Annotated in this window: 19 protein-coding genes and 2 pseudogenes; 11 read left to right on the top strand and 10 right to left on the bottom strand. The window is 56.0% G+C overall.

Annotated elements, in window-relative coordinates; all coding sequences use genetic code 11:
* Positions 1-60: 60 nt before the first annotated feature.
* From HW090_RS17620 to HW090_RS17590, 7 genes are all read right to left on the bottom strand, one after another.
* Positions 61-1,296 (bottom strand): PD-(D/E)XK nuclease family protein, encoded by a 1,236-nt coding sequence (locus HW090_RS17620; protein ID WP_179114741.1) that lies wholly within the window; start codon positions 1,294-1,296, stop codon positions 61-63.
* Complete coding sequence (locus HW090_RS17615; protein WP_179114740.1) at positions 1,293-2,606, bottom strand: restriction endonuclease subunit S; 1,314 nt, start codon at positions 2,604-2,606, stop codon at positions 1,293-1,295. Before HW090_RS17615 ends, HW090_RS17620 begins: the two co-directional genes overlap by 4 nt.
* Positions 2,596-4,545, bottom strand: coding sequence for a class I SAM-dependent DNA methyltransferase (locus HW090_RS17610; protein WP_179114739.1), 1,950 nt, complete (start codon positions 4,543-4,545; stop codon positions 2,596-2,598). Before HW090_RS17610 ends, HW090_RS17615 begins: the two co-directional genes overlap by 11 nt.
* Before the next feature lie 439 nt (positions 4,546-4,984).
* Positions 4,985-7,069, bottom strand: coding sequence for a hypothetical protein (locus HW090_RS17605; protein ID WP_179114738.1), 2,085 nt, complete (start codon positions 7,067-7,069; stop codon positions 4,985-4,987).
* Positions 7,066-10,983, bottom strand: a complete 3,918-nt coding sequence (locus tag HW090_RS17600) for a hypothetical protein (RefSeq protein ID WP_179114737.1) — start codon at positions 10,981-10,983, stop codon at positions 7,066-7,068. Before HW090_RS17600 ends, HW090_RS17605 begins: the two co-directional genes overlap by 4 nt.
* 43 nt (positions 10,984-11,026) lie before the next feature.
* Positions 11,027-13,666: an AAA family ATPase gene (locus tag HW090_RS17595; protein ID WP_179114736.1), complete on the bottom strand. Its 2,640-nt coding sequence runs from the start codon at positions 13,664-13,666 to the stop codon at positions 11,027-11,029.
* Positions 13,663-14,784, bottom strand: coding sequence for a DNA repair exonuclease (locus HW090_RS17590; RefSeq protein ID WP_179114735.1), 1,122 nt, complete (start codon positions 14,782-14,784; stop codon positions 13,663-13,665). The genes HW090_RS17595 and HW090_RS17590 overlap by 4 nt, the downstream gene beginning before the upstream one ends.
* A gap of 309 nt (positions 14,785-15,093) precedes the next feature.
* On the opposite strand from HW090_RS17590, the gene HW090_RS17585 reads away from it, so the two are divergent.
* The 5 genes and pseudogenes from HW090_RS17585 (at position 15,094) to HW090_RS17560 (ending at position 19,182) form a co-directional block, all read left to right on the top strand.
* Positions 15,094-15,969, top strand: coding sequence for a YafY family protein (locus HW090_RS17585; protein ID WP_179114734.1), 876 nt, complete (start codon positions 15,094-15,096; stop codon positions 15,967-15,969).
* Positions 15,970-16,603: 634 nt separating this feature from the next.
* Positions 16,604-16,901: pseudogene (locus tag HW090_RS17960) on the top strand (IS3 family transposase); the annotation flags it as partial.
* 71 nt (positions 16,902-16,972) lie between these two features.
* Positions 16,973-17,679: pseudogene (locus HW090_RS17570) on the top strand (transposase).
* A 165-nt stretch (positions 17,680-17,844) separates the two neighbouring features.
* Complete coding sequence (locus HW090_RS17955) at positions 17,845-18,117, top strand: hypothetical protein (protein ID WP_256930694.1); 273 nt, start codon at positions 17,845-17,847, stop codon at positions 18,115-18,117.
* A gap of 96 nt (positions 18,118-18,213) precedes the next feature.
* A complete protein-coding gene (locus tag HW090_RS17560) occupies positions 18,214-19,182 on the top strand; it encodes a DUF932 domain-containing protein (protein WP_179114732.1) in 969 nt (322 codons plus the stop codon).
* A 73-nt stretch (positions 19,183-19,255) separates the two neighbouring features.
* Here HW090_RS17560 and vapC read toward each other — a convergent pair whose 3' ends face one another.
* Positions 19,256-19,660, bottom strand: coding sequence for a tRNA(fMet)-specific endonuclease VapC (gene vapC / locus HW090_RS17555; protein ID WP_179114731.1), 405 nt, complete (start codon positions 19,658-19,660; stop codon positions 19,256-19,258).
* The gene (gene vapB, locus HW090_RS17550; RefSeq protein WP_179114730.1) at positions 19,660-19,890 is read right to left on the bottom strand and encodes a type II toxin-antitoxin system VapB family antitoxin; all 231 of its coding nucleotides are present in this window, start codon (positions 19,888-19,890) and stop codon (positions 19,660-19,662) included. Before vapB ends, vapC begins: the two co-directional genes overlap by 1 nt.
* A 160-nt stretch (positions 19,891-20,050) precedes the next feature.
* Here vapB and HW090_RS17545 point away from each other — a divergent pair, with 160 nt between their 5' ends.
* The 4 genes from HW090_RS17545 (at position 20,051) to HW090_RS17530 (ending at position 22,808) form a co-directional block, all read left to right on the top strand.
* Positions 20,051-21,055 carry a YqaJ viral recombinase family protein gene (locus HW090_RS17545; RefSeq protein ID WP_179114729.1) on the top strand — a complete coding sequence of 335 codons (1,005 nt, stop codon included), beginning with the start codon at positions 20,051-20,053 and terminating at the stop codon, positions 21,053-21,055.
* 80 nt (positions 21,056-21,135) lie between these two features.
* Positions 21,136-22,050: a hypothetical protein gene (locus tag HW090_RS17540; protein WP_179114728.1), complete on the top strand. Its 915-nt coding sequence runs from the start codon at positions 21,136-21,138 to the stop codon at positions 22,048-22,050.
* Positions 22,051-22,105: 55 nt separating this feature from the next.
* On the top strand, positions 22,106-22,603 hold the full coding sequence (gene radC / locus HW090_RS17535) for a DNA repair protein RadC (RefSeq protein ID WP_179114727.1): 498 nt from the start codon (positions 22,106-22,108) through the stop codon (positions 22,601-22,603).
* A 16-nt stretch (positions 22,604-22,619) separates the two neighbouring features.
* Complete coding sequence (locus tag HW090_RS17530; RefSeq protein ID WP_179114726.1) at positions 22,620-22,808, top strand: hypothetical protein; 189 nt, start codon at positions 22,620-22,622, stop codon at positions 22,806-22,808.
* A gap of 387 nt (positions 22,809-23,195) precedes the next feature.
* Here HW090_RS17530 and HW090_RS17525 read toward each other — a convergent pair whose 3' ends face one another.
* Positions 23,196-23,543 carry a helix-turn-helix domain-containing protein gene (locus tag HW090_RS17525; RefSeq protein ID WP_179114725.1) on the bottom strand — a complete coding sequence of 116 codons (348 nt, stop codon included), beginning with the start codon at positions 23,541-23,543 and terminating at the stop codon, positions 23,196-23,198.
* A gap of 180 nt (positions 23,544-23,723) precedes the next feature.
* On the opposite strand from HW090_RS17525, the gene HW090_RS17520 reads away from it, so the two are divergent.
* Together HW090_RS17520 and HW090_RS17515 are read left to right on the top strand one after the other, a co-directional pair.
* Complete coding sequence (locus tag HW090_RS17520; protein WP_179114724.1) at positions 23,724-24,293, top strand: DUF4339 domain-containing protein; 570 nt, start codon at positions 23,724-23,726, stop codon at positions 24,291-24,293.
* Between the two features lie 168 nt (positions 24,294-24,461).
* Positions 24,462-24,923: a hypothetical protein gene (locus HW090_RS17515; RefSeq protein WP_179114723.1), complete on the top strand. Its 462-nt coding sequence runs from the start codon at positions 24,462-24,464 to the stop codon at positions 24,921-24,923.
* Positions 24,924-24,958 lie beyond the last annotated feature (35 nt).

Here is a 24,958-nt window from a genome sequence, read left to right as displayed (position 1 = left end):
TCAATAGCGGTGAGCCTCTTTGGGCTCTACTCAGCTTCCCACTTCTAGCGCTCAGCCAGATCAACGCATAGCGTGATCCACATCAGCCAGAGCAGCCCTGACCTCTAGTGCCAGCGTTACAATTCGGCGAACAAACCCGTGCTCGGTCTTGTCGCTAATGCGCAGCCAGGGCTCGGCGGAAACTGACCAGTTGCGCTCAGCCTCAACCAATACATGATCGACGCTGCCAGTGCCGGGGTACCATGGCCACCAAGGTAAGCTGCTATTGCCTGTGCCAAACGCTTTATCCATTGCCCTGACTATTACCGCAACGTTGGCGGTATTGAGTTCGATATCAGCGCTGTCGAGACGTATACCCCACTCCAGCGAGCTCAACCGGGCGCCCCCAAATTCAAAACGCAGATGCGAGCGGTGCTCGGCATTCAGTTTCACGCCAAAACCCGCGCAAGCCCGCCCGCTGGCAAGCTCCTTGTCATCCCACACCAGGCTCAGCCCTTCGGTCGCCAAGGCCTGTCCCAGCCAGAGCCTGAACTCAGCCAGCAGTTGCGCTTTCACCTGATCGATCGACTGCGCCACCTTCAGCGCAGCCTCCAGGTGCTCCGGCTTTTGCAGGATCACCGCCTTAATTTGCTCCGCCTCGCTCACATCAATTTCTCCGTTAATCTGCTGGCGCACATAAGCGCTGAGCGCCTCCACAAATAGCCTCACCTTCGGTGCGCGAGCGAAACAGGCAGACTCCTCCAACCATTCAGCAATCTGCAAAAAATCCAGACGCAAGAAGTTACCGGCTTCTTCAAGCTGCTCACGTTTACCTAAGCTCAAACTGGCCTCGGAGGGCTCCCAGTTGCAGGCATACACCAGCAGCCATTCCCCACCGCGTGCCGACGCCTGCAGAAAACCTGCGTAATCCTCTAACTGCTTGTTTTGATCGGCCGCCCATGGCTTGTTCTCGATACCAATGACCCCGCCGCGAAACTCAAGGTAGATATCCAGAAAACGTCCGCTGTGGGTGCGCTTCTCAAGTTCCACACGTTGCAGATCCTGTGGCTCGAACCCTGGGTGCTCAAGCAACTGGAGCAGGCCACGCAAGAACAACTCGCCCTGGCCATGTGTACCCTTTACGTCCAGCAGCAGTCCCAGATAACGCGACAGCGCCACCTCGTTATTACGCAGGTGATCTACCATGTTAAAGTCCGGCGCGAGCTCAGCGGCATAACGTCGCTTCGCCTCGGCCAGAGAGGCAGTGCGAATACGCACGGCATCGAGCAGATCGATTACGGTTGCGGATGAGCTCATGCCAACACCGCCTCAACGACACGCTCAGCTTCTGGCAGGCGCAGCTGGCCGGAGATCAAGCGGGACAAAAGGGTGTCGCGGAGTTGGGTGAGGGTTTGGGCCTGTTCATGATTTCCCGCAAGACTTGCAAACAGCGGTTTAGCGATCTGATGGAATGCAAGCAGGATCTGAGTAGGTGGAATCGTCGTAGCCAGACCAGCCACTACCTCTGGCCGTATAGCTGGGTAGGCACCACCATCTGCAATATGAGTTAAGTATTCAATATTGGCGTCCGAAGTTGCCGCCAAGTAGACAAACTCCATGCTCTCACTGCTTTTCGGTCGTAAAACTGCGAACCCGGTACTACCCGTAAAATTCTTTGCTGCGTTGGCAATAAAAGCGAACGACCTATTCCCGGGACGCACAGTGCCAATAATTGTGTCACCGTCACGCAGAACGCGACGCGCTCGACTTGGAGCATCATCAAAGCGATAGTCCGCGATCTCTGCAATCACGTTTTCTTTAGCATTAGCCAGATCCACATATGCCACTGTCTCGGGTCGAGTCTTGGCTGTCCAAGACTCAGGGTTCAGATTGGCTAGGTCGGATAATGCACCACAGGCCCACCCCTTCGGCACCAAGCCCAGCTCGGACTCTTCGAAGCTATCGGGGAACAGGGCGGTGCTGGTGGCGTCCATACCTTCCGGCTGGCGGCCTTCAGCCTTGGCGCGCACGGGGTCGAAATCGACGAACCAGGACTTGAACAGCGCCTGAGCGATTGCTTCCAGGGTGGCGTTAGTCTCTCGAAGTAATTCAATACGGCTACTCAACTGGAAGTAACAGTCTCCAACCCAGCGCTGTATTTCAGAACCTGGAAGCGGGATTAACAGTTTGTCAAAATCCGTTTTCTTAAGATGAGGAATGACGGCATCTACATTCAACGCCCTAATTCTCTGCTGAACAAGATCCGAGCGAAGTGCTGCAAACAAGTACAACGGGTACAGTTTCTTAGCGTCAGCCCTTAGTGCGACCATATCCTGCGCGATGCAAAAATCTACAGGATTAGGGACAAGGCAAACAGCTCCATTCTGACTACCCTTATTTGTCAGAATTATGTCTCCTGGCTTCGGATGTGCACGAAACCATGTATCGTAAATCTGTTGACCAACATAGCGGAGATTCAGCTTTTGAGGGTAAAGATATTTGTTATTGACGCAATTAGTGGCGATTAGAGCTATTCCCTTCTCTACTATCGGGGCAGTTCTACCACGATTATCAACAATGAACTCCACGGCATCCTTAAGCGAAATACACCTCCAATCAGAACTCATACCCCAGCCCCCCTAGCTTCTGCCGGATCAACTGATCGAGTTCCGCGCCCTTGTGCATCTGCTCGCCCAGCTGCTTGGTCAGCCGCTGCATCTTCTCGGCAAAGGCTTCGTCGTCATCTTCCACTTCCTCGGCACCGACATAGCGGCCCGGCGTCAGAACGTGGCTATGTTCGGCAACCTCATTGAGAGTGACGCTGCGGCAGAAGCCTGGGATATCGGAGTACTCGCCAACCTGCCCTTCCTCATCCAGAGCCTCACCGCGCCAGGCCGCCACGGTGCTGGCAATGCGTTCGATATCGGCATCGGTCAGTTCAATCTGCACCCGGCTAACGTTGGTGCCGAGCTTGCGCGCGTCGATAAACAGCACCTGCCCGCTACGGTCGATCCCGCCAGTACTGAGGGCATGACGCTTGTCCTTGGCAAGGAACCACAGACAGGCAGGAATCGTTGTATTGAAGAACAGCTGACCGGGCAGCGCGACCATCACTTCGACCACGTCGGCCTCGACCATCGCGCGGCGAATCTCGCCTTCGCTGTTCTGGCTGGAGCTCATGGAGCCATTGGCCAGCACGATGCCGGCGCGGCCGCTGGGCTTGAGGTGGCAGAGCATATGTTGCAGCCATGCGTAGTTGGCGTTGCCCTGCGGCGGAGTACCGTAGACCCAGCGCGGGTCGCCTTCCAGGCTGCCGTGCCACCAGTCGCTGATATTGAACGGCGGGTTGGCCAGCACGAAGTCGGCGCGCAGATCGCTATGCTGGTTGCGGATAAAGGTATCCGCCGGCTCTTTGCCGAGGTTGAAGTCGATGCCGCGAATGGCCAGGTTCATCGCTGCCAGGCGCCAGGTGGTGGGGTTGGACTCCTGGCCGTAGATGGATACATCGCCCAGTTTTCCGCCGTGGGCTTCGATGAACTTTTCCGATTGCACGAACATGCCACCCGAGCCGCAGCAGGGGTCGTACACCTTGCCGTGGTGCGGATTGAGCACCGCCACCAGGGTTTTCACAATGCTGGCCGGGGTATAGAACTGCCCGCCCTTTTTGCCCTCGGCGCTGGCGAACTGACCGAGGAAGTATTCGTAGACCTGGCCGAGCAAATCGCGCGCCTTGCCAGCGTCGTCACCGAAGCCGATGGTGGAGATCAGGTCCACCAGCTCACCTAGCTTGCCGTCTGGTAACTGAGCACGAGCATAGCGTTTGTCGAGGATGTTCTTCAGCTTGGGGTTTTCCGCCTCGATGGCAGCCAGGGCTTCGTCGATGCGCTTGCCGATATCCACCTGCTTGGCGGCGGCGCGGATCGACTCCCAGCGCGCCACTTCCGGCACCCAGAACACGTTGACCTCACGGTAGTAATCGCGGTCTTCCAGTTCGGCATTGAGCGCCTCCGGGTCGTCATCGCCCAGGTAGTAGTCGTCGCTCTCGTCAGTCAGCTTGCGTTCCAGCTCGGCGCGGCGGCCGGCAAAACTGTCGGAAATGTACTTGAGAAAGATCAACCCAAGTACGATGTGCTTGTATTCGGCGGCGTCCATATTGGCGCGCAGCTTGTCGGCGGTGGCCCACAGGGTCTTCTCCATAGCCTCAATGCTGGTGGCCTGCTGCACCTTGACCGCCCTAACCTTTTTCACCGAGGCTGCGGCTTCAACCACATATTTAGCTGACGCCTCTGCGGCGGCTGTAGGCTCGAAGCTCGCGCGCGATTTTCTCAGTGTCTGCTCGGCCAGGCTGCCACCTGCAGCTTGCGCGCGGAGCACCGAACCGCCGCGACCACGACCTTTAACCAGCACGCCTTGCTTGATCAGGGCATCGCGCGCCGCCCAGAACTGCTCCTCGGACACCTCGGAAAACTGCCCACGCAATTGCTCGAACAGCGACTGGTTGCCGATGCTGCCGTCGGCAGGCACGGCGGCAAGCAGGGCCTGAGGTAACAGGGCCAGATCTGTCATGCATAACTCCTCATGCGAGCCCTATGCAGTGGGCTCGCCGATACTTAAACGGTAATGGCAAAAAGGCTTTGAGCCGAACGGGGACGACTTTATAGCGTACTGACCGAGCGGGCAGTACAGATTGGAGGGCCATCCCTGGGATACCGCGGCCTGCCATGCTGTGATGCCCGTCACCTTATCCATTGGCTGAGGACGGGTAAAGCCAGACTCACAGCTTTTTGCCAGCATGGTCGGCTTATTGGTGCATTCATGCCTAAGGAACCAGCAACCAGAGGCTGGGCGTTGCTCTGCGCAAAGCCCGTGTACACCTATAGGAGACGGCAACAACCTCATGCACCTTACTGATGTTCACCAGGCTGCCGCGTAGAGTTCATGGAAGGAGGTCGCCTCAAAGCAGTAACGCAGCTAGCCCGTTTGATGGTGAAGTGAATCGCGACTGCTAGTTATGCAGATAGAGTTCCACAATCTTCTGAAGAATTGAGCTCTTGGCCGACTCTCGGAGCTTCACGATGTCGTAGGTAAAGGTGGAAAAGAACAGTTCGCCGAGCGGATGGGTCAGCACTGGAATCCGGACACCATTCTCACCGGTAACAACGACGTTATAAGCAAGGCTTTGCTTCGCAATAGTGTTATTGGCCGCTTTGTTAGACGAAACAAAGTACCACGCACCGTCTACACCATTGTCTTGGATAAAGATGCTATGGCGCTGTTTCTGCTTGGTCGGCGTCAGATAGTACGGAAGTGAAGCCTTTTCGACAGCAACCTCGCGCGAAGGGGAAATACCGCTATCTTGACGTTCCTGGTTGTCGAAAAGGGTATTCCCGATGATGGCGGGAACCCGAAGGGTGTTGTAGGCGTTCAGCCAGGTGTTAGAGCGCTTGTCGCGGATCAGAAATGCGCTGTTCCAGAGGGCATCGAACGCTTTCGTGCCGTCCTTCCCAAAAACTGTACCGAGCTGCTTGAATTCGTGGTTGAACTCGCCTTTAGAGCTCTCGTCAAATCGACGAGAGCTTTCGATTTTGATCGTCTCGCCACCGACAGCTATATCGAGAACCTGAATGTAGACATTCTCATTCCAGTCCCTTCTGCAGCTAACCAGTTGTAGCGAATGCATCGGCAATTTCGCACCGCTGATTGTCAGAGCCTTGTCTCTGAAAATGGACTCTTTCAGAGCCAGTTCCTGCAGGCTCTTTTCGATAGCCGCTTCCGATAAGCGCTTTTTAGGGACTACATCAAAGCCCTGACAGATCAAGTCGACCGCCGCGGTGAAGCGATGCAGCTTTACTGATGTGTAGTAATCAAATTCTGCATCCGGGTTGCGCTGTTGAGCGTTGAGAGCCTGCCAGAAGCTGTTGTACGACTTATCGCCTTCGGCATTGGTTTTGAGGATGCTAGAGCCATTTTTGCTCCCACCTGGAGTCTTGACCTTCTCATTGACAACGAGGTAGTTCGTAGAGCCCACCTCAAGCGCAGTGGGTGCCGGTAGGCTGTCAGCGGCCACCACCCTGGACGCACCAAACTTGCTAGCCAGCGTAGCGATCGCGCTGAGCCAGGCCTGGTTATCCGAAGGGCTCTTGGCCGTATCGAGTAACCAGAGCGGATTAGACATGGTCGGAAGCCCTTCCAAGAAGGCTTTGACTTGGTGCGTGGCCTCATAAACAACAGGACTGAACTCAACGTCAGCATGCTCCAGCAACCGCTCCAGACGGTTCAGGCAGTCAGTCTGATGGTAGTTAATGCTGTTGTGATACTGGTCGAGCGCTTTCGCGTTGGGGTTGCCTGTGGCAAACGCCATGTAGTTGCGATCACTGTTGGTGGTTGCACTGAGTGACCGAGAGCGCTGAAAGCGCTTACCAGCCCAATCGAACATCAGCATGCCAGAATCAGTGAATGGTCTACTCACGGTGTTCTGGGATGGAGTGCACTCCATAACAGCTCGTTTTAAGGTAACGACGAGCTCTTGCTCTTTGGAGAAGTACAGATCGTACTCCAGGGCCTCAAACACGCTAGTGCCATTTCTGGCAGTACGGCTAAGCACAAGCCCAATATACAGATCCGCGTTGTACTCAACTGGAGCTATCTCGTAATTTTTGTTAACGTCCGATAGGTACGAAAGCTTGAGCTTCAAATCCAGCAGCGCCTGAATCGCATAACTGGGATTGAGTGAGTATTCAGCAATCACCTGGCGAACTTGGCCAGGCGCTGATACCAGAGTACTGAGGTAGAAAAAGCCGAATAGCCCTTTTCTGCCGTTAAATTTGCTGTAGTGCACCTGCGTCGAGTCGGGAATACCGAGGGTTTTGCGAATAAAATCCTTGATGGTCGAGTCGACTCGTTGGTAATACGCAGCAGCTTCTTCTCCGGCTCTCCTGGTGACTTCGACAACTGCTGCCTGAATGTGACCAATCCCCTCGCTGGGAGCCGACAAGCGATCGATGATGCCCTCAAGGTCGCCAGGCAGACGCAGCATGTTCGTGCGCGCCTTCGCGGCGGTACCAGACTCCAGAAGATTGAATAGGGTCATTGCGCGTTCCTTAGCAGCTGTACCAAAGTGGGATTGATCATCAAGCGGTCATCGACTCTGTGCATGCGTGTCGTGCCTGTGAGAGGTACGTACTGAGTGATTTTCTTGAAGGCGTTCAGAAAATGAATGGACTCCCCGGCATTAAACTCGCGTTCAGCATTCAGGCTGTTGTCGTCGGGTTGTGTGTTGACGTAGAGGAAACGTGGTTTCAGATTCAGGCGTTCACACAACTCGGAAATTTCCTTTCTTTTGGTTTCAGCACTGCGCAGGGTTTTCAGAGATAGGTCTTCGTTTGCCAGGCTTCCCGACCAGCGCTTCACATCAATGCAGATCAGGGTGTTTTCATCATGAACATAGGTGTCATAGCGCTCGTATACTGCAGGCCCCAGCAGATCGACCAACTCATCCAAGCTCAGCGGCGAAACGCCAAGTGCGGATAGCACTTTCGAGAAAATAAATTCCCCGACATTCCCCTTCAACAAAGGGATCAGCGCAGGATTCGGCAGATGCACATCAATCCCGCCGTTGGCCATATTGCATGCCATGTTGATGATCCCAGGGCCCTCATCGCGATTTTCGCCATCAGCACGCACGTAGTCGGGCACAAGCCATTTTCCTGGCTGGTAGACGGTCTGCCCGTGCAATAGATCGCTGAGGTGAAGGGAGCTCTCCGAGGTAGTGCAGACAGTGATCCGATCTGTGATTTGCTTCGGTAAGTAAAAAGCGCTGATGACCTCCTGGTAGTATGTGGAGGCCTTCACCAACGGTGATGACAGCAGCATGCTTAGGTACTTTTCCGGGGCGGTAATGCTCTCCGGCAATCTAAGCATCTCGTTGAACGACATCGCATCACGATTGCCTTCACGCGCGCTTCTCAGAATCTTGCTGCGGAATGCTCCTTTGAAGAAGTCCTCGATATCACCGGCTGCGCTAGCCACAGTAGCGGTGAACTTCTCACGCTCTTCCCTGGTTGCGAAACATCGGCTTTCTGCTTCCTCCAGGCAGAATTGCATGAGTCTATGATTCAGCAACGAGAGGCTGTTAATGAGCAAGTCGTTACCGTTTCGGCGAAGCTGGCTATAGCGCACCACCAGATCATCAATGACGTCACTGGGCAAAAAAATCTCGCTATGGAGATAGCTGTCACGCCGCTCGACTCGCCCTACAGCCTGAATGATCGCCTTGAGAACCGCCAGATCGTGTTCCTGATTCAGAATACGTCGGTTCTTAGGCTGCATCAGATTGGAATCGAACTCTGCCAATCGAATAGCCTCGCTCGCCCCCGATGAGATGTGCTTGAGCAAAAGGATGTGATTTTTAACTGTATTGAGGCCAGTGTCTTTCTCACGGATCGCGCTGTAGAAAGGGGTATTCACCAACACCAGACGATCAAAGTCCTGGTAGAAGTTGTCTTCTGCCCGCTCTACGAACAGATTCAGGCCGGTGCCGGCGCTGCCATAGGCAGAGATCAAGCAGATCCGTGTATCAGCATCTACCTTGAGATACTTGTCGATGTCGATCTCCCTCGCCAGCTGAGCACTGAAGAGGATGACCCTAATCTTAGTTTTGCCCTCAAAGGGTTTGAGCTCGAATATCTTATCTTGATAGAGCCGGCTGAGCCCTCGAAGTTGGCCATTACTATCTTGTGCGAACAGGTTCTTGAAGAGCTCCGCAAAGCGATTATTGAGGGAAAGAACGAAGGTGTTCTTCTCATCCCAAGCCGCCATGAGCATTGCCTCGATCTGCCTGCGATATGCAGACATTCGATACTTGTTTTCGTGGTAGCCAGGTGGGAGCAGCAGACCTGACCAAAATCTGTATGCACTCTTGAACGTCGGTTCATCCCGCAGACCGCTGACGTGATCGGCAGACGTATTGTGGAAGGGCCTGATTTCCACCGTTCTGGCCTTGGCGCGGGCATCTCGAAGATCTGCCATCGCGCACACATCATCTTGAGAACGCAGAACCACACGCACATCAAGGTTATTGGGAGCAGCCTCCCCATAGCGAGCGAGCATTTTCCTAGAGAAGTTGCCGGAGTAGGAATCCTTGAAGCCAGTCGTGGCGCTCAGGCACATAACGCTATTCTGGGTTCCATGCAGGATTCGAAGCAACTTGACCTCGGGCAACTCCAAGATCAGGTCGATGTGGAAATCGACGAAGACCCGGTTCTTCACTGCGTCGCCACCGAAGGGGATCGTGCCTACCTTTACCAAGGAAAACACGATCTTCGGGGCGAAAAAGGTGAAGAACGCATCAACAAAGATCTCCGCATCCTTGGCACGGTCGAATACGGATGCTACGTAGGATCGGTGTTGGCGAGACTTCTTGATGAACTCAGACAGAGGGGCGTTCTGAGTAGCATCCTCACCCAACTCCAGCAGATGCTGCAGAGGGCTGTCCTGAGAAATTTTGGAGCATGCATAGAGCGCACAGAGCATGACCTGCAGGAAGTCATGTAGGGTCGGATCGGTGCACGGAGCGCCATCATCAAAGTACAGACGAATCTCGCTCTTTCCGCAGACTGAACGCATGCGGATTCTTTTTAGCGCTTCCTCGTTGTAGAAGCGCCGAGGCGTCAAGCTGAAGATATTCCGTGACAGTGCAAGGATTTGCTCAACGTCACGGTTGTTGATCGTAATATGACCCACATTCCCAGAGCACATCTGAAGGATGTCATCCAGACCTACACTGGTTTCGCAGTCCTGTTCGTAGTGCCGCCGGAAATCATTCATCAGGTCAACTGTTTCGTTGAACGCGATGGGCTCATCATCATCTGGGCCATACTCTGCCGTGATCGTCTCCATCAGACGGTGAAGACCGGCAATGACATGAGGCGGTTTAACTCTCTCACTGACCAGCTTCTTCTTGCTCTCCTCGAAGATCCGATCGTAGCTATCGTGCTCTTCATCTACGACCAAGTTAAAGGTGATCCCGTGCTCCTTGAAGTAGTTGGAATCGTCACGGATGAAGAAGCCATCCCTCAAGTAAGCAATTTGCTCGCCGTGGGGCAGACTACAGGCCTCTCCGATCGGGGCAATTTCCTCCTGCTCAGCATCCGTAGGCGGCCGTTTAGCCCCCAGGATTGCATCAAAGCTCAGCTTCTTGATATTCGGCTCTCGTTTCTTGTCGAGGTACACGATAAACGCGCGTTTGAGAAATCGAGCGGTGGTGGCGATGAAAATAGTCGGGCCGACCTTGGCTCGCTCGAAGGGTAATACATGGTCGATGACCTGGATCTTCGCGCGCTCTCGATCATTACCGGCGAGCTGAAAAAGTCGTTGCGTGGTCACGAATCGATCGTCGACCTTCTCTTGGATAACGGCCTTGGCTAAGTCCTGAAGCGCATGGAGCAGACGCTGTTTGGAGAGATTAACCCGTCGCTCCAGCTCAACTTCGCGCAAAAAGTCGGCGATACCCGATTTGATATACCGCGCTCGTTCAGACTCAGTAGCCTTGAGCCCACTAACCGCATTGTCCAGCTCGCCAATCGCCTCCTGGTAATAGCCGGCTTTGAAAGCCTTTATCCAGCCGAGGTACAGGTCTTCATTGCGCACCTTCGACACCCAACCGACGAAGTTGAGGTCGGACAAGTCTTGCTCGGCTAGGAAACTCAGGATGCTGACGCCACGCGTAGCGGCTTTCTCTTGAGTCACCTTAGAAACGTCTATTTGAGCCTTGTGCGGAGTAATGAAGAACAGGTTGCGATGGCCGCCACGCTCACACCGCTCTGCCGAGTGCTCGACGAACTGATCGAACACGTTGTATGACTTGCCAAAGCCAGTACCATCATTCGCAAAACTCACCGAAGGGTTGGCTTTGGCATTCCCGTTAAAGAAGGCTGCTAACTTCGCTCTGTGCGAGTTGATTTCGTTTCTTAGTTCAGCGGGGATACTACCGTCCAGGAGGCTCATAGAATTCCTTTACGTGGTCGCAATTTAGTACTGGTTGACGGAGCTAGTTAGCTGACTTCAACGCTGACATATCTCGCGGGATCACCCCGAGGTCTCGCCAGCTTTCCGGGTGGCAGCTGAACAGCAGGATCTGATGTCGCTGAGAGGCGTCAAACAGCACACGCTTCATTTGTGCAAGACGCTGTTGATCGCTATGAACCAAGGCGTCATCCAGGATGATCAAAGTCGGGCGACCAGCTTCTTGTAGAAGGTCGGCATACGCCAAACGACTGATCAGCCCCATCTGCTCGCGTGCACCGAAACTCAGAGCAGGTAGCTCTCCGTATTCAATACGGTTATCGACCGAACGCATGAGTTGAACGGGCTCAAGCTTGTCGTTGACGACAAGCTGCGCCTGAGGGAAAAGCATCTGCAGGTAGCGATTGAGGTGGCGCTGCAAGGGAGCCTGGAGTCGCTGCGTCAGCGCATGACGTTTGCCGTTGAGAAGCTCCAGCAGCAGATCCAGAGCTTTCGCACGACGCATAAGCTCAGTATGCCGGGTCGTTGCCATCTCGAGCTCTTGATCGACCCCAGCCAACTGCTCCTCGAGTCCCTCCGCCCCCAGCGCCTCGAGCGAGCTTTGCAGTCTGACTATATCAGTCGATCGATTCCGAGCAGCCTCCTCCAGTGCTTTAGCGGTATTGGTAAATCGCTCAACATCCTGGCGAAGCAACTGCAGTTGAGCCGCTTCGATCTGGCTCGCCCTGGCATCGATAGAGGTCTCCAGGCGCTGGAGCTCACTTTTCAATTCAACCAGACGCGTACGAAGATCCTGTTCGCGCTGCTGCCGATCGGGTGCATTCAGCTCATCGCGCAAGCGCTGCCACTCCTCGCTGGCTGCCTCCAGGCGCTGCTGAGCTACAGCAAATTGAGTCTGGTACTGACTCATCGCAGCGCCCGCCTCGCTCACGCCATCGGCAGCGTGTTGCAAAGTCGTCTCCGCCACGGTGATCGAGGGCAGATCAGGCTGGGTCTGCGGTAGCGCTTGCACCTGGCTCTGCAGATCGCTCGTCCTGAGCTCATCGAGTCGACGTGCCTCCGAGAGCACATCGACCCCTTTCGGTGCCAACTGATTCAGCAGCAGCTCGACTTGGGCAATCTCTTCACCAAGCGCTCGATTGCGTTCTGCTCGCTGCTCAGCCTGAACCAAGCTATCGACTCGCAAACTGGAAAGCAGGCTTGCGATCTCGTCTTGCAAAGATTGCGAACGCAGCGCCAACTCATCCAGGTCTTCTCCACCGGGGCTGATCTGCAGTTTACCGATGCCTTGGATATCTATTTCCGTCGGCGCCAGCAGAAGCAGCTCATCCTGTCCGCTGATAACGGTTTCTCCGACACGCAAGCTCTGCCTAGGATTAAGGGCGTAACGCAGTCGCGTCGCTACAGCCTGTTGCTTGATCTGTACGGCCTCAAGATCACGAGTGAGCGTGCGCAAGCGCTTCAACTGAACCGCATCGATAACTGTCGCCTGTCGGCTCTCCTGCAATTGGCCGAGCTTGCTCTGAAGGTCTTTCGCTTGGCCAAGACTGTCCCCTGAGGCGTCCAAACGCTGCTGCACGACCGTCAACTCTCTGGACAGAATACTGCGTTGCTCAGCCAGTCGTGCCTGCGCCAAAAGCTCACGCGCGACATCATGCTCTGTGCGCAGGCGAAGCAAACGCTCCTGCAAATACGCTTCTCGCCCTTGCAGTTCCTCCAATGCAGACAACGCAGCATTCCTGGTTTTTTCGCGTTTTTGCAGCTCGTCTTCCTGCGAAGCGAAGGTCTTCAGTTGCTCCAGCGTATAGGCATGGTTCTGCTCGCAGTGACCACGCGCCTGCTGCTCCCTCGCTTGCTCTTGAAGCCACCCGTCTACTTCATCGACACGCCGTTGAGCTTCCGCCGCTTGCTGACGGAAGCTGTCCCAAGGCTTGTCTCTGTCTTGGTGCTGCTCGTGTAGGAGAGACGTGAGTCGATCCACTTGCTGCTGGTAAGTCGCAACCTTGCCTGACAGCTCATCACGTTGCCCCTGAAGCGCTGCAACCTCTTGCTCCACGAGTGCCAAATCGCCGGTGGACTTTCCGGTTTTAGAGAGCAATTTGCTTCGCTCAAGGGTAACGTCATCGATCAGCTCACCGCCCGCGCTGCTGACCAACTCGCCGAGGCTTTCACCCAGTGCAGATTGCAGATGGCCGCCGGCATGTTTGACCGAGTCGTTGAGCTCCTGCCCTGCCCCTTGCTCGACCCACAGCAACCCCGGGATGCCCCAGTGCTCAGCCTTGCTGAGACCACGTCCAGAAAACTCATAGCCAAGTAGATTGGCCAGCTGATCTTCAGCCTCATCACCATTGAAGGAGCGGCCATCAATCAGCAGGTCGCAACGCCTCTTTCTCACAAAAGTTTTGCTCAAGTGCCAGCGTTGATCTTGCCAGTCGAATTCAAGCTCGACTTTGGGAGCAGCCTCGGAGTCGCCCCAAGGCTGCATAGTGTCGAGGCTGGTGGATTTTGATCGCTCAAAGAAAGCCGCGCGAATCGCACTCACCAAGGTGCTTTTGCCGGACTCGTTGGGGCCGACGAACAAATTGATGCCTGGTTGAAAATCGCGGATTTCTACTGGCTGACGGAATTGACGCAACTGTTCGACACGTAGGGCTCGCAGCTTCATACCCGGCCCTCTTGATTCCGCTCACGCAACAGGCCAGCAATAATGACTAAAGCATCCCGTGCATCCTGAGAGTCATCCGCTAATTGGCGCTCACGCAATTCGGCGATCACCTCCCCCACATAACCATCAGCCTGCAAAGCAGCGATGTCGTCATCGGTGGGCTCAAAGCGCAGTCCAGCCATATTGCACTGCACACTTCGATGGCGTGCCTCGGCAATGGACAGGGCATCTTTCAAACGTTGTTGACCAAGCAAATCGATCTGACCTGACAAGCTGATACTTAGTACCGACTTATCGTCAGTGGCTTCGATTCGCTCAATCAATCGATCCAGATCCGAGGCAACCGAGAGCTGCTCACTCCACTGCTGCCAGCGATATTGACCGACGCTTCTCGACTCAACCAAAAGCTGCTGCCCTGCTCCTGAAATGTCTACCAAGAGAACCTGCCCCGCGCCGTTGTCTTTGAAGCGCTCCTGCTCTGGCGAACCGCTGTAGTAGGTACGCGCGTCGATCTGCTTGAGCCCGTGCCAGTCCCCCAGGGCCAGGTACTCAAGACGCGCTCTTAACGCACGATCAGGTGCAATCGGATTGGGGGAGTCGACTTCATCAGGCAACATGCCCTGAATGCTGCCATGAGCGATACCGATGCGTAGCAATGCCGGGTCAGTTTCAGCAGTATCGAACCACTCGGTCAAATCGTCGTAAGTCTGCCGCTGAGCCAAGGGGGCCGCGAGCACCACCAAGCCAAGATCTGTCAGAGGGTATGCATATGGCTCCAGCAATACTTGAACATTTGCCGGCATGGCTCCAATACGCGCTGCACGGGTCCAGACACTTTCTGCCAATGCTGCATCGTGGTTGCCAGGAAGCATCATCCATGGCCCAGTGAAACCTTGCATCGCATTGAAGAGGCGGCGGATAGTTCGCTCGCTGACTGTTTGGGCATCGAATATATCGCCGGCAACCAGAACAGCATCAACCTGCTCCTTGGTCGCCAGCTCAGCAATGCGCTCGACAGTTGAGAAGCGCGCTTCGGCTAGTGCAACCGCATCATCCACAGCAAAGCGGTTGTACTGACGGCCAACCTGCCAGTCAGCAGTATGAAGAATCCTTGGCATACTTTCCCCTCAAATCCTGTTCTCGAGTGCCAGCGTGCGGGTGCCAAAGCATCACCGTCTTTCACTGGCACGGTGCCTGCTGTCAACTTCGCTTAGCCACTGCAAAATGGCACGTCGACATTAGTCGTGTTATGACGCATTACATCTCAAATACCAGATGCTGAATTGCTCAGACTGGCCCAAGGCCATATGAAAATCAAAGCTGAGTAGCGGTCTCGCTTGAGTGGCCTGTCAAGGATATGTAATCTAAAAAGACACATCCAGAGTGTTTACACGTACAGGTAAAGTTTTCGTGCAGGTGGAGTGGCTATGAAACGCAAGCAATCGATCGAATCCGTGCGCTGGGACTTGGCGCTTCGCTACCGCCTGATCGAAACAGTAGCTTGGTGGGAGGGCCGTCTGACCACCAATCACCTGATGCAGAGCTTTGGAATCAGCCGCCAACAGGCCTCCAAGGACATCAATACCTACATCGCAGAGCATGCGCCGAAGAACCTTGAATATGACAAGCATTTGAAGGGGTATGTACCCAGCAAACAGTTCAAACCGCTTTTTATCGACGACAGCGCTAGCGCCTATCTTCATCTGCTGAACCAGAACCACGAGCGCGCACCTCACATTGAGGGCCTGGCTGTCGCCTACACGCATACCGAAGTGCTGGGTGTACCGGATCGTTCGGTACGTCCTGAGGTTTTGCGGCCACTGCTCAAGGCCTGCCGAGATAACCTGCGCCTTGAGTGTGATTACGTTTCCTTCAGCACCCCTGAGAGCGAAACGCGTCTGATAGCTCCACATACACTGATCTATACAGGCATACGCTGGCACGTACGCGCCTACTGCGAGAAAAACCGTGACTACCGGGACTTTGTGCTTAGTCGCTTCAGGGACACTCCAGAGCTGATGGACGACCGATCCGAGCAAGGCCGCGAACACGATGATGATTGGGAAACACGGGTTTCAGTCATTATCACTCCAGACTCTAGGCTCGAACCACGGCAGCGCTCGATCATCGAAGCCGACTATGGAATGCAAGATGGGCAGCTCGTCATCGAGACCCGCGGCCCTCTGGTGCAATACGTGCTGCAGCGCTATCAGATAGACCCCACCAAGGTGCATACCAAGGCTATTGCCCAGCAGATCGTGGTAGGCAATTTAGATGACTTGCGAGACTGGCTTTACCACTGATAAGGATTTGCCTCTCGCTCGACCTCCCCCCTCTCAAATCTAAGCCCTCCGTAGCGAATTCATCGACCCGAAGGGCGATAAACCCAATTAAATTAAAAATTTACGATGCTTGATCGCTTACTTGTACGCCTACTTGATCGGTAGCAGCACCTACAAGCACCTAACCCGCCCAGGTTCACGTGACCTAGCTCGATTCAAAAAATTTTCAGACCTGTATTACCTAAGGGAAGACGGGCAGCTATCGCCCCCTTCAGCCCTTCCCTACGTATGGAGTCTGAACGATGTCGATCCACTGTCCTTTCTGTAATTCCGAGCGTGTCCGAACACGCAATATCGCCCGCAAGGTGGGCGGGGCTGCTGGCGCTGCGGGTGGTGCGGCGACAGGCGCTGCCAATGCGGTGGTGGGTGCACGCAGCGCGCCGTCGCCGGGCCAGAGGGTATCGCGCTGGGCGGTCTGGCGGGCGCCATTCTTGGCGGCTTGACCGGGGTCGCCGTGGGTAGTCTGGCGGGTGCCCGACTCGGCGAGGAGATCGATGCCCGGGTGCTCGACAACTTCGAATGCCAGGCCTGCGGGCATGTGTTTTCTGATCCCGACAGCTGATGCCCTCTGTTGCGACGCAGCGTGTTCGGCGCCTTTACCAGTGCTGACTACCAGCGCTTTCTGACTCTCAACACGCTGGTCTGCAGTATGAGTGCCGTCGGACATTGCCGGCGCCAACGCTGTCTATGAAGGCTTCTAGGGTCTGCTCAAGCAGGAGCGCGTTGTCCATCAGTCGCATCGAACTCGTGATGAAGCACGGGCGGATATATTCGACCACATCGAGCGGTTTCATAACCCACGAATGCGTCTTAGAGTCTCCCGGCAAGATCTGAAGTTTTCAGTGGCCACCTTGTTCAGCCAGCGCGTAAATCGTGTCATGACGCTCATTTAAGTCACCCTGTAGTGGTCTACTAATCCCGGACACCTTTTTAGGCGAGAATGATCGCCATACAGAGGTGTTCGATGAATAGACAACGACGTACCTTCACGCCGACGTTCAAGCGCGAGGCTGCCAGCTTGGTCCTCGACCAAGGTTACAGTTGCCCTGAGGCCGCCAAATCTCTCGACGTGGGAGAGAGCGTTTTGCGCCGCTGGGTCGCCCAACTGCAGTCGGAGCGAGGGGGCATTACGCCCAAGGCCAAGGCGCTCACGCCGGAGCAGCAAACGATCCAGGAACTTCAGGCACGCATCCACCGCCTGGAGCTTGAGAAGAAAATATTAAAGGAGGCCACTGCGCTCTTGATGGCCGAGGAACACGGGCGCAGACGTTGAAGTCGATTCGGCAGTTGGCGAAAAACTACCCGGTTCAACTGTTGTGCTCAGTGTTCGAAATACCCCGATCTTGTTATTACGCTTACCAGGCTCGGCGGTGTCGTATCGATGTCCACCGAGTAGGCTGCGTAGCCGTATCCACGAGCTGTTCAGCCAAAGTCGTAGCTCGGCGGGCAGTCGTAGTATCGTGGCCATGCTCCGGGATGGAGCGTCTGTTTCGTAGCCTGAAAACAGAGTGGGTGCCGGCGATGGGTTACATGACGGCTGCGTTGGCCGAGCAGGACATCGGTCGCTATCTCATGCAGTGGTACAACTGGACAAGACCACATCGGCACAACAGTTTCGTACCACCAGCGGTTGCGGAAGAAAAACTTAATCCTGTGTCCGGGAATTGTTGACCACTACACCCTCTACCGGCCGCAGCGAAATTTGGCGAAGCCATTCAATTCGAAGAAATCTCAGTCCTACATCACTGCCATGACATCCCCACCCTGGAGTCTCAACCCATGTCATTGCAGTGCCCCCGCTGTCATTCCCCCAAAGTCGCTTCACTCCACCCAGCCATGAAGATCGCCGCAGCAGTTGGTGCTGTAGGCGGTGCCGCTCGTGGTGCCAGTGCTGCCCTGGCCGGTGGTCAGGCTGGTGCAGTAATTGGTGCTGTTGCCGGCCCCTTGGGCATCACGCTCGGATCTGTATCGGGCGCCATCCTTGGCGGCCTCGTCGGCGGTGTCGGGGGCTGTGCCCTTGGTGCTCAGCTTGGCGACAAGCTGGATCGCCACGTACTGGCCAACAACCTGTGCCTGATTTGCGGGCACCGCTTCAACCTGCCGGTCTGATCCAGCAGCACTCTCCTTCCCTTTTATTCATTACTTCCGGCCTGTGCTGCGTGCTACGCAGCGCTTTATGCCGGCTCACCTACAGGAATCTATCTCATGGCTCATCACATCGAACAAATGGCTTATGTCGGCTCGACACCCTGGCACGGCCTGGGCAACAACCTGCCGCGCAAGCAACCCATCGAAGTCTGGCAACGTGAAGCCGGCATGGACTGGCAGATCCAGGAAAGCCCCGTTCACTTCAAGTCCGATGCCATCGGTCATCTGGGCACCATCCACTCCTTCCCCGAGCAGAAAGTGCTCTTCCGTTCCGACACCAAAGCACCGCTGTCAGTGGTATCCAAGCGCTACCACACCGTACAGCCGCGCGAGGTGCTGGAGTTCTACCGCGATCTCACCGAGGTCTCCGGCTACGAGCTGGAAACCGCTGGCGTGCTCAAGGGTGGCCGCAAGTTCTGGGCACTGGCGCGTACCGGTCAAGGGACTGCGATTAAGGGCCATGACCAGGTCAATGGCTATCTGCTGCTGGCCACCTCCTGCGATGGCACCCTGGCCACCACGGCAACGCCGACCACGGTGCGTGTGGTGTGCAACAACACCCTGACTGTCGCCCTGGACGGTACATCTCGCGCAATCAAGGTACCGCACAACACCCGCTTCGACTCCAATGCCGTGAAGAAACAGCTCGGTATCGCCGTCTCGCAATGGGACGACTTCATGTATCGCATGCGCGCGCTGGCCGAACGCAAGGTGCAGTGGCATGAGGCCTTGGGCTACTTCATGAATGTATTGTGCGAAACCTCGCCGACCGGCGCCCTGCCGGAAGTGCTGCCGAACGAACGCGCTCTGCGCAAGGTACAGGAGCTGTATGAAGGCCGGGGTCGTGGCTCGAATATGGAGTCCGCCCGCGGCACCGCCTGGGGCTTGCTCAACGCCGTGACCGAGTACGTCGACCATGAGCGCCGTGCTCGCAGCACCGAATACCGCCTCGACTCAGCCTGGTTCGGTCAGGGTGCGCAGATCAAGCAACGCGCCCTGGACGCAGCACTGCAGCTTGCCGCTTAAAGGCTGCGGCATAGCCCATAGCCCTTCTGATCCTTGCCGGGATCAGGGGGCTCGAGTAGCGGATCGTCATGACTCAGGGATTCACCCAGTCCTCTACTCGCAAACCTGGGACGCGCTCGAACTCTCGAAGATTATTCGTCACCAGAATCAGTCCTTGGGAGCGAGCGTGCCCTGCAATCATCTGGTCGTACGGGCCTATCGGTTTGCCAACACGGGCCAGTTCGGAACGCAGTTGACCCGAGTGAGTCGCCGCCTGGCTGTCATAGGGCAGGACGTCCAGTCGTGCTGCAAAGCCTTCAACGTCAGCCAGGTTACGCTCGGGGTTGGAGGACTTCTCCGCACCATAGATCAGTTCCATCAATGTGATCGTGCTGATGCTCAACTGCCCTGAGTGGCGCTTGAAGGTCTCACGTACCTGCTCCGGCCGATTCTTGATGGTGAAGATGCAAATGTTGGTATCGAGCATGAACTTCAGCATCAGAATGCATCCCGCTCCTGGTCTGCTGGCTGTTCACGATCGGCCATGTAGTCGGCGGTCACACCCTCGCCATCGAACCAGCTATCCCACGCCTCGCCTGCCGGGGTAATGATCCGGGTACGCCCCACCACCACGACATCGACCCGCTTTACATCCTCAGGCAGTGCTACTGCCTTGGGTAATCGCACCGCCTGGCTGCGGTTGCTCTGGAAAACAGCACCTTGTTCCATGGAACACCTCCAAGGGATATGTCTTATGTATATCCCAATCTAGCAATAAAAAGGGATATGTCAACGGTATATCCACGACTTCCCGAACCGACTCAAACCTCATAAACGCCCAGTCAGCCTCGTGCTGACTGGGCGTTTCTACGTCTGCATGGTGAATATGATGAAAGCAACGCCATTGAACAGCAGCGCCCAGAAGAAACGCCCTGCCCTGCGCCTGGTCAGCACCAAGGAACTGCCCCGCGAAGACTGGCTGGCTGTGCGCAAGCAAGGCATCGGCAGTTCGGATGCGGCAGCAGCGGTTGGCCTCAATCCGTACAAATCACAACTGGAACTGTGGCTGGAGAAGACCGGTCGCGATGCCGGACTGCCAAAGACCGATCCCCAGGACGAGGAAAGCCCGGCCTACTGGGGCAACGTGCTGGAACCTATCGTGGCCTGGCACTACAGCAAGCGCACCGGCAACAAGGTGCGACGCATCAACGCCGTGCTGCAGCATCCAAATCCCGATCTGCCCTGGATGCTGGCCAATATCGACCGTGAGGTGATCGGTGCCGAAGATGTACAGATCCTGGAATGCAAGACAGCCGGCATAAACGGGGCACGCCTCTGGAAAGAGGGCGTGCCTGAATATGTGCAGTTGCAGGTGATGCACCAACTTGCCGTCACCGGCAAGCAGGCTGCGGATGTGGCCGTGCTGCTCGGTGGCCAGACGCTGGAAATCCACCGCATCGAGCGAGACGAGCAGATGATCGCCCGTCTGATCGAACTGGAACGCCGCTTCTGGCAGTACGTGGAAAGCGATACGCCACCGCCAGCGGATGGCAGTGCTTCGGCTGAGATGGCGTTGCGTTGCCTGTACCCGCAGGACAATGGCCAGGTCGTCGATTTCAGCGGCCATGCCGGGCTGGCGGCCGCTTATCTGGAGCTCAAGGCTGTACGGCAATCCATTGCAGAGAAGGAGTCCCGCGAGGCCCAGCTCAAGCAGATGCTGCAACACGCCATGGGCGAAGCAACCAAAGCAGCCTTTTTCAACGGCTGTATCACCTGGAAGAAAGCCAAGGACAGTCTGGTGCTCGATGTCGAGCGCTTGCTGAAAGAGCAACCCGGCCTGCAATCGCACTACGCCAAACGCAAGGAAGGTAGCCGCCGCTTCCTGATCAACTGATTTCCCAACCCTCCCTCACAGGCCAGCTCATGCAGCGCGAACTGCATGGGCTGGCCTTTTTCATTTCAAGGAGAACCACCATGCTGAAAGGCCTAGCAATCACCCCGCCTGTGCTCGGGCGGATTTCCATTGGCAGGGTCGTCGAAAAGAATGGCAAGCGCCTGCCCGAGAAAGACGATCAGTTCACCATCACCTCCCAGGTGCAAAGCAAGGATGGCTGGCTGCTGCACCCGCTCAACGATGAGTTGCGCAAATCCCAGGAGGGCAAGCTGCGCAGCATTCCGATTCGCCTGCTGTTCAACGAACCGAAGCTGAACTTCCGTGCCGACTACACCATGTTCGACCGGCAGACCGGGCGCCCGGTCTGTGTCGGCAATGGCGAGACGTGCAAGCGGTTGGGCAAGGACGGTATCCAGTCACTGCCCTGCCCCTCGCCGGATGCCTGCCCGCTGGCCAGGGGCAACGCCTGTAAACCCTATGGGCGTTTGAATGTGGTGATCGGCGATGACGATCCGCTGGGCAGTTTTGTCTTCCGTACCACAGGATTCAACAGCATCCGTACGCTGGTCGCCCGGCTGCAATATTTCCGGGCCATCTCGGGTGACCGCCTGGCATGCCTGCCACTGGAGTTGCGCCTGCGCGGCAAATCCACCCGGCAAAGTCATGGCACGCCGATCTTCTACGTCGACATCACTGTGCGTAGCGGCCTGTCGGTAGAAGAGGCCTTGCAGACGGCGAGACAACTGGATGAAAGCCGCCAGGCGGCCGGCTTCGACCAAGCGGCCCTGGATACCGCCGCTCGCCAGGGATTTGGCAACGGCGCTTTCGAGGAAGACGCCGACGATGGCGGCAGTGTCGTCGAAGAGTTCTTCCCTGAGTCAGCCTCCCTCCCCCAACCAACACCAGCAGAAGCCCCCGGCTCCAGCAAAGCGTCTCTGGCCGAAAAGCTGGAATCCCAGGCCAGGCGCAATGCCTCGCCGTCAGCCCTTCAATAATCCCCTTATCCCGGCAGCGAGCTTCTGATGGTTCGCTGTCGGCAGGTACCTGTCCATGAAACTCCACAAACTCCAGGCCGGAGAAAAGGCCGGCAGCTACGTCATCGATTCCCCCGTCACCGAAGCCGACATCCTGCGCATGGCCCAGCAGTTGGCCAACCGGCGAATGGCCAAGGGAAAACACCTCGGCAACCCTCAGCAAGCTGCCGAACATCTGCAAACGCTGTTGCAGGACCTGGAGCATGAAGTCTTTGCCCTGCTGATGCTCGACAGCAAGAACCGGATCATCGGCTTTCGGGAAGTGTTCCGGGGCACGATCGACACCACCCGTGTCTATCCACGCGAAGTGGCCAAGACCGTCCTCAAGCACAACGCAGCCTCCGTGGTGCTGGTGCACAACCACCCATCGGGCGATCCGGAGCCTAGCCAGGCCGACTACCTCCTGACCAAGAAGCTCAAGACTGCGCTCGAGCTGGTGGGCACTCGTACGCTGGACCACATCGTCGTGGGGCGCGAAGGCTTCGTGTCACTCGCCCAGTTGGGCTACCTGTAATGCAGGAGGCCAAGGCATGAACCTTATTCGCTTCATCGTCCTGCTGTTCGTGTTCGTCGGCGTACTGGCCAGTTGCACCGTTGCAATCGCCCTACTGGTACTCGCGCTGCGTTTCTGGCCAGTGCTGCTGGTGGGTGCCCTGGCACTCGCACTGTTCAGCTGGCTGCTGCGACGCGCAGGCATCCACATCACATCCAGGCGCTGATCCTCAGCGCCTTGTCTCCACTGCTTAATCAAAAGGAATACAGCATGGCCTCTGTGAGTCATCCATCGTGCTTTCCCAGAACGAAGCACGGGCAATCGCTTTACTGGTAGGCGCTCTGAATGGTTTTTTGCAGGGCATTCAACGTCCCCGTAAGGAAGTCCCGGAGCGTCCTGGTGCGGAGCCTCTGGAACCTGTCGCCAACCTGATCATGGCGGGCTTATCCAGCGCGCTATCGAGCCAGAGCGGGACAGAGGCATTTATCCATGACGTCAGGAAATTCCAGTTCAGGGGGTATGACTGTCTCTGCCTGCGCTGCGGGGCGCTGTTCGATGAGCAGGATGCTGGTACGGCCACAGCAGAAGAGCCTGCCAGTTGAAGCTGAGCACTTCAGCTACGTGCCAGGCGCTCTACAAGGCTTTCAACCACGCCCATGACGAGTTGCCTGTCGTCCTTGTCCAGGATTGCAAGCAGGGAATGAAGGTGACGGGCCTGGTCCTCGGCACGAGCACTTGCTTCAGTCAGTAGTTCAGCCGTTTCGCAGCCAAAAATCTCGGCCAGCTCGGCCAATCGCTCGATGTTGGGCATCACGATCCCACGCTCGATACGTGACACCGCCTCACTGCCTATCCCCAATCGCTCGGCGACCTGTTCCTGGCTCAGCTTGCAGCGCACCCGCTGACGCGCAATCGCGCGCCCTACGACATCCGCCAGCTTCTTCACATCGGTCTTTGGCATCTCACCCTCCAGTCAACCTAGATGGTCGAGGCACAACCCCATTGACATGAAGGACTTGGAAAACCGAGACTCAACCTATTAGGTTGTTTTTAATCACAAAAGGAGGTGACCAGGCAGGAAGTCCAGCCCCCTCTCCACATCCACGCACACAGCAACGTAACCCACAGAAGGAAATTCAAAATGAAGGAAACGTCCGCCATCACAGCAGACAAGTGGTTCTATGAAGAAAAAGGCCAGCGCCTCGGAGGCATCGATGAGCCGGCGATGATCGCCCTGATCCAGTCAGGCAAGCTCGGCCACGGCAGCAGTGTCTGGAAACAGGGTTTCTCGGACTGGGTGAAGCTGGAAGACACCCCTTTGCGAGTACACCTTGACCGGGTGGCTCCGCCTCCCCTGACGGGCCGGAACGTCAACAACACGCTGGTCTGGGTACTGGCGTTCGCCCCGCTCCTGGGCCTGTTCCTTGAGAGCTTTATCGCCATGCTGGTCTACGGCGATGAAAACAGCGCCATGGAAGCTGTCGCCGAAAGCAAGTTCTTCTACATCACCATCGCGCTGAACATCTTGCTTTCCGTACTGGATGAAAAGCGCCTGCAGAAAGCCGGCCACAACACCAGCGCGTTCAAAGGCTGGGTCTGGCTCGTACCGGTCTACCTCTACCAGCGCGCCAAACAATTGAAGCATAACCTGGCTTACTTCAGTGTCTGGATTGGCTGCTTTGCATTGGTTCTATTGAGCACAATGGCCTGACTCTCCATATATCAACAACAGCACACTCAACCAAAACGCACGGCAAGAACAAGACCAGCTTAGACTCTAAGCTGGTCAACAAAACATGCAGTGAACAAAGGAAAACTGATCACTAATAAAATCGCCCTCTCTTTATATTCCACTCACCTGATACAGGGAACCATCCGAATGAGTAAATCGCTTACCCAACTTCTTTTATTACCGCTCCTGGGCTTTCTGATCGTCGTTACAGCACAGGCTGGAACCTATGAATGGACATCTGGCTGGGCCATGGGCACCACCGAATACCTGGTCGACGATGGCAATGGAAATGAACTGAATATTTCTTGCCCTGATGACGAAGATCGCTACATCAGCGCTTTCGCAACGATACAGGGAAAGCGGTATAGCTCGGATGAAGGTGCAGGCTTCGATGTGATTGTCGACGGCGAGCTGTACAGCAATCCCTTCAACACGGATTGCCGAGTCTGTGCAGATATTTTCAAGCATGCGTTCTGGGAGGATTTGTATCGAGCCAATCGACTGCAAATCACTGCTGATGGCCAGACTGTCAACCTGCCGGTCAAGAACATTGGCAACGTCCTTCTACCGCTCAACGATCCCTACAACAGTTGCCGAGTCGCATGGTAAAGCGACACCAGTATTGGCCACTAACCAAGTCCATC

The sequence above is a fragment of the Pseudomonas sp. ABC1 genome, assembly GCF_013395055.1.
Classification (GTDB): Bacteria; Pseudomonadota; Gammaproteobacteria; order Pseudomonadales; family Pseudomonadaceae; genus Stutzerimonas.
This window is presented reverse-complemented; position numbering and strand designations above follow the sequence as displayed.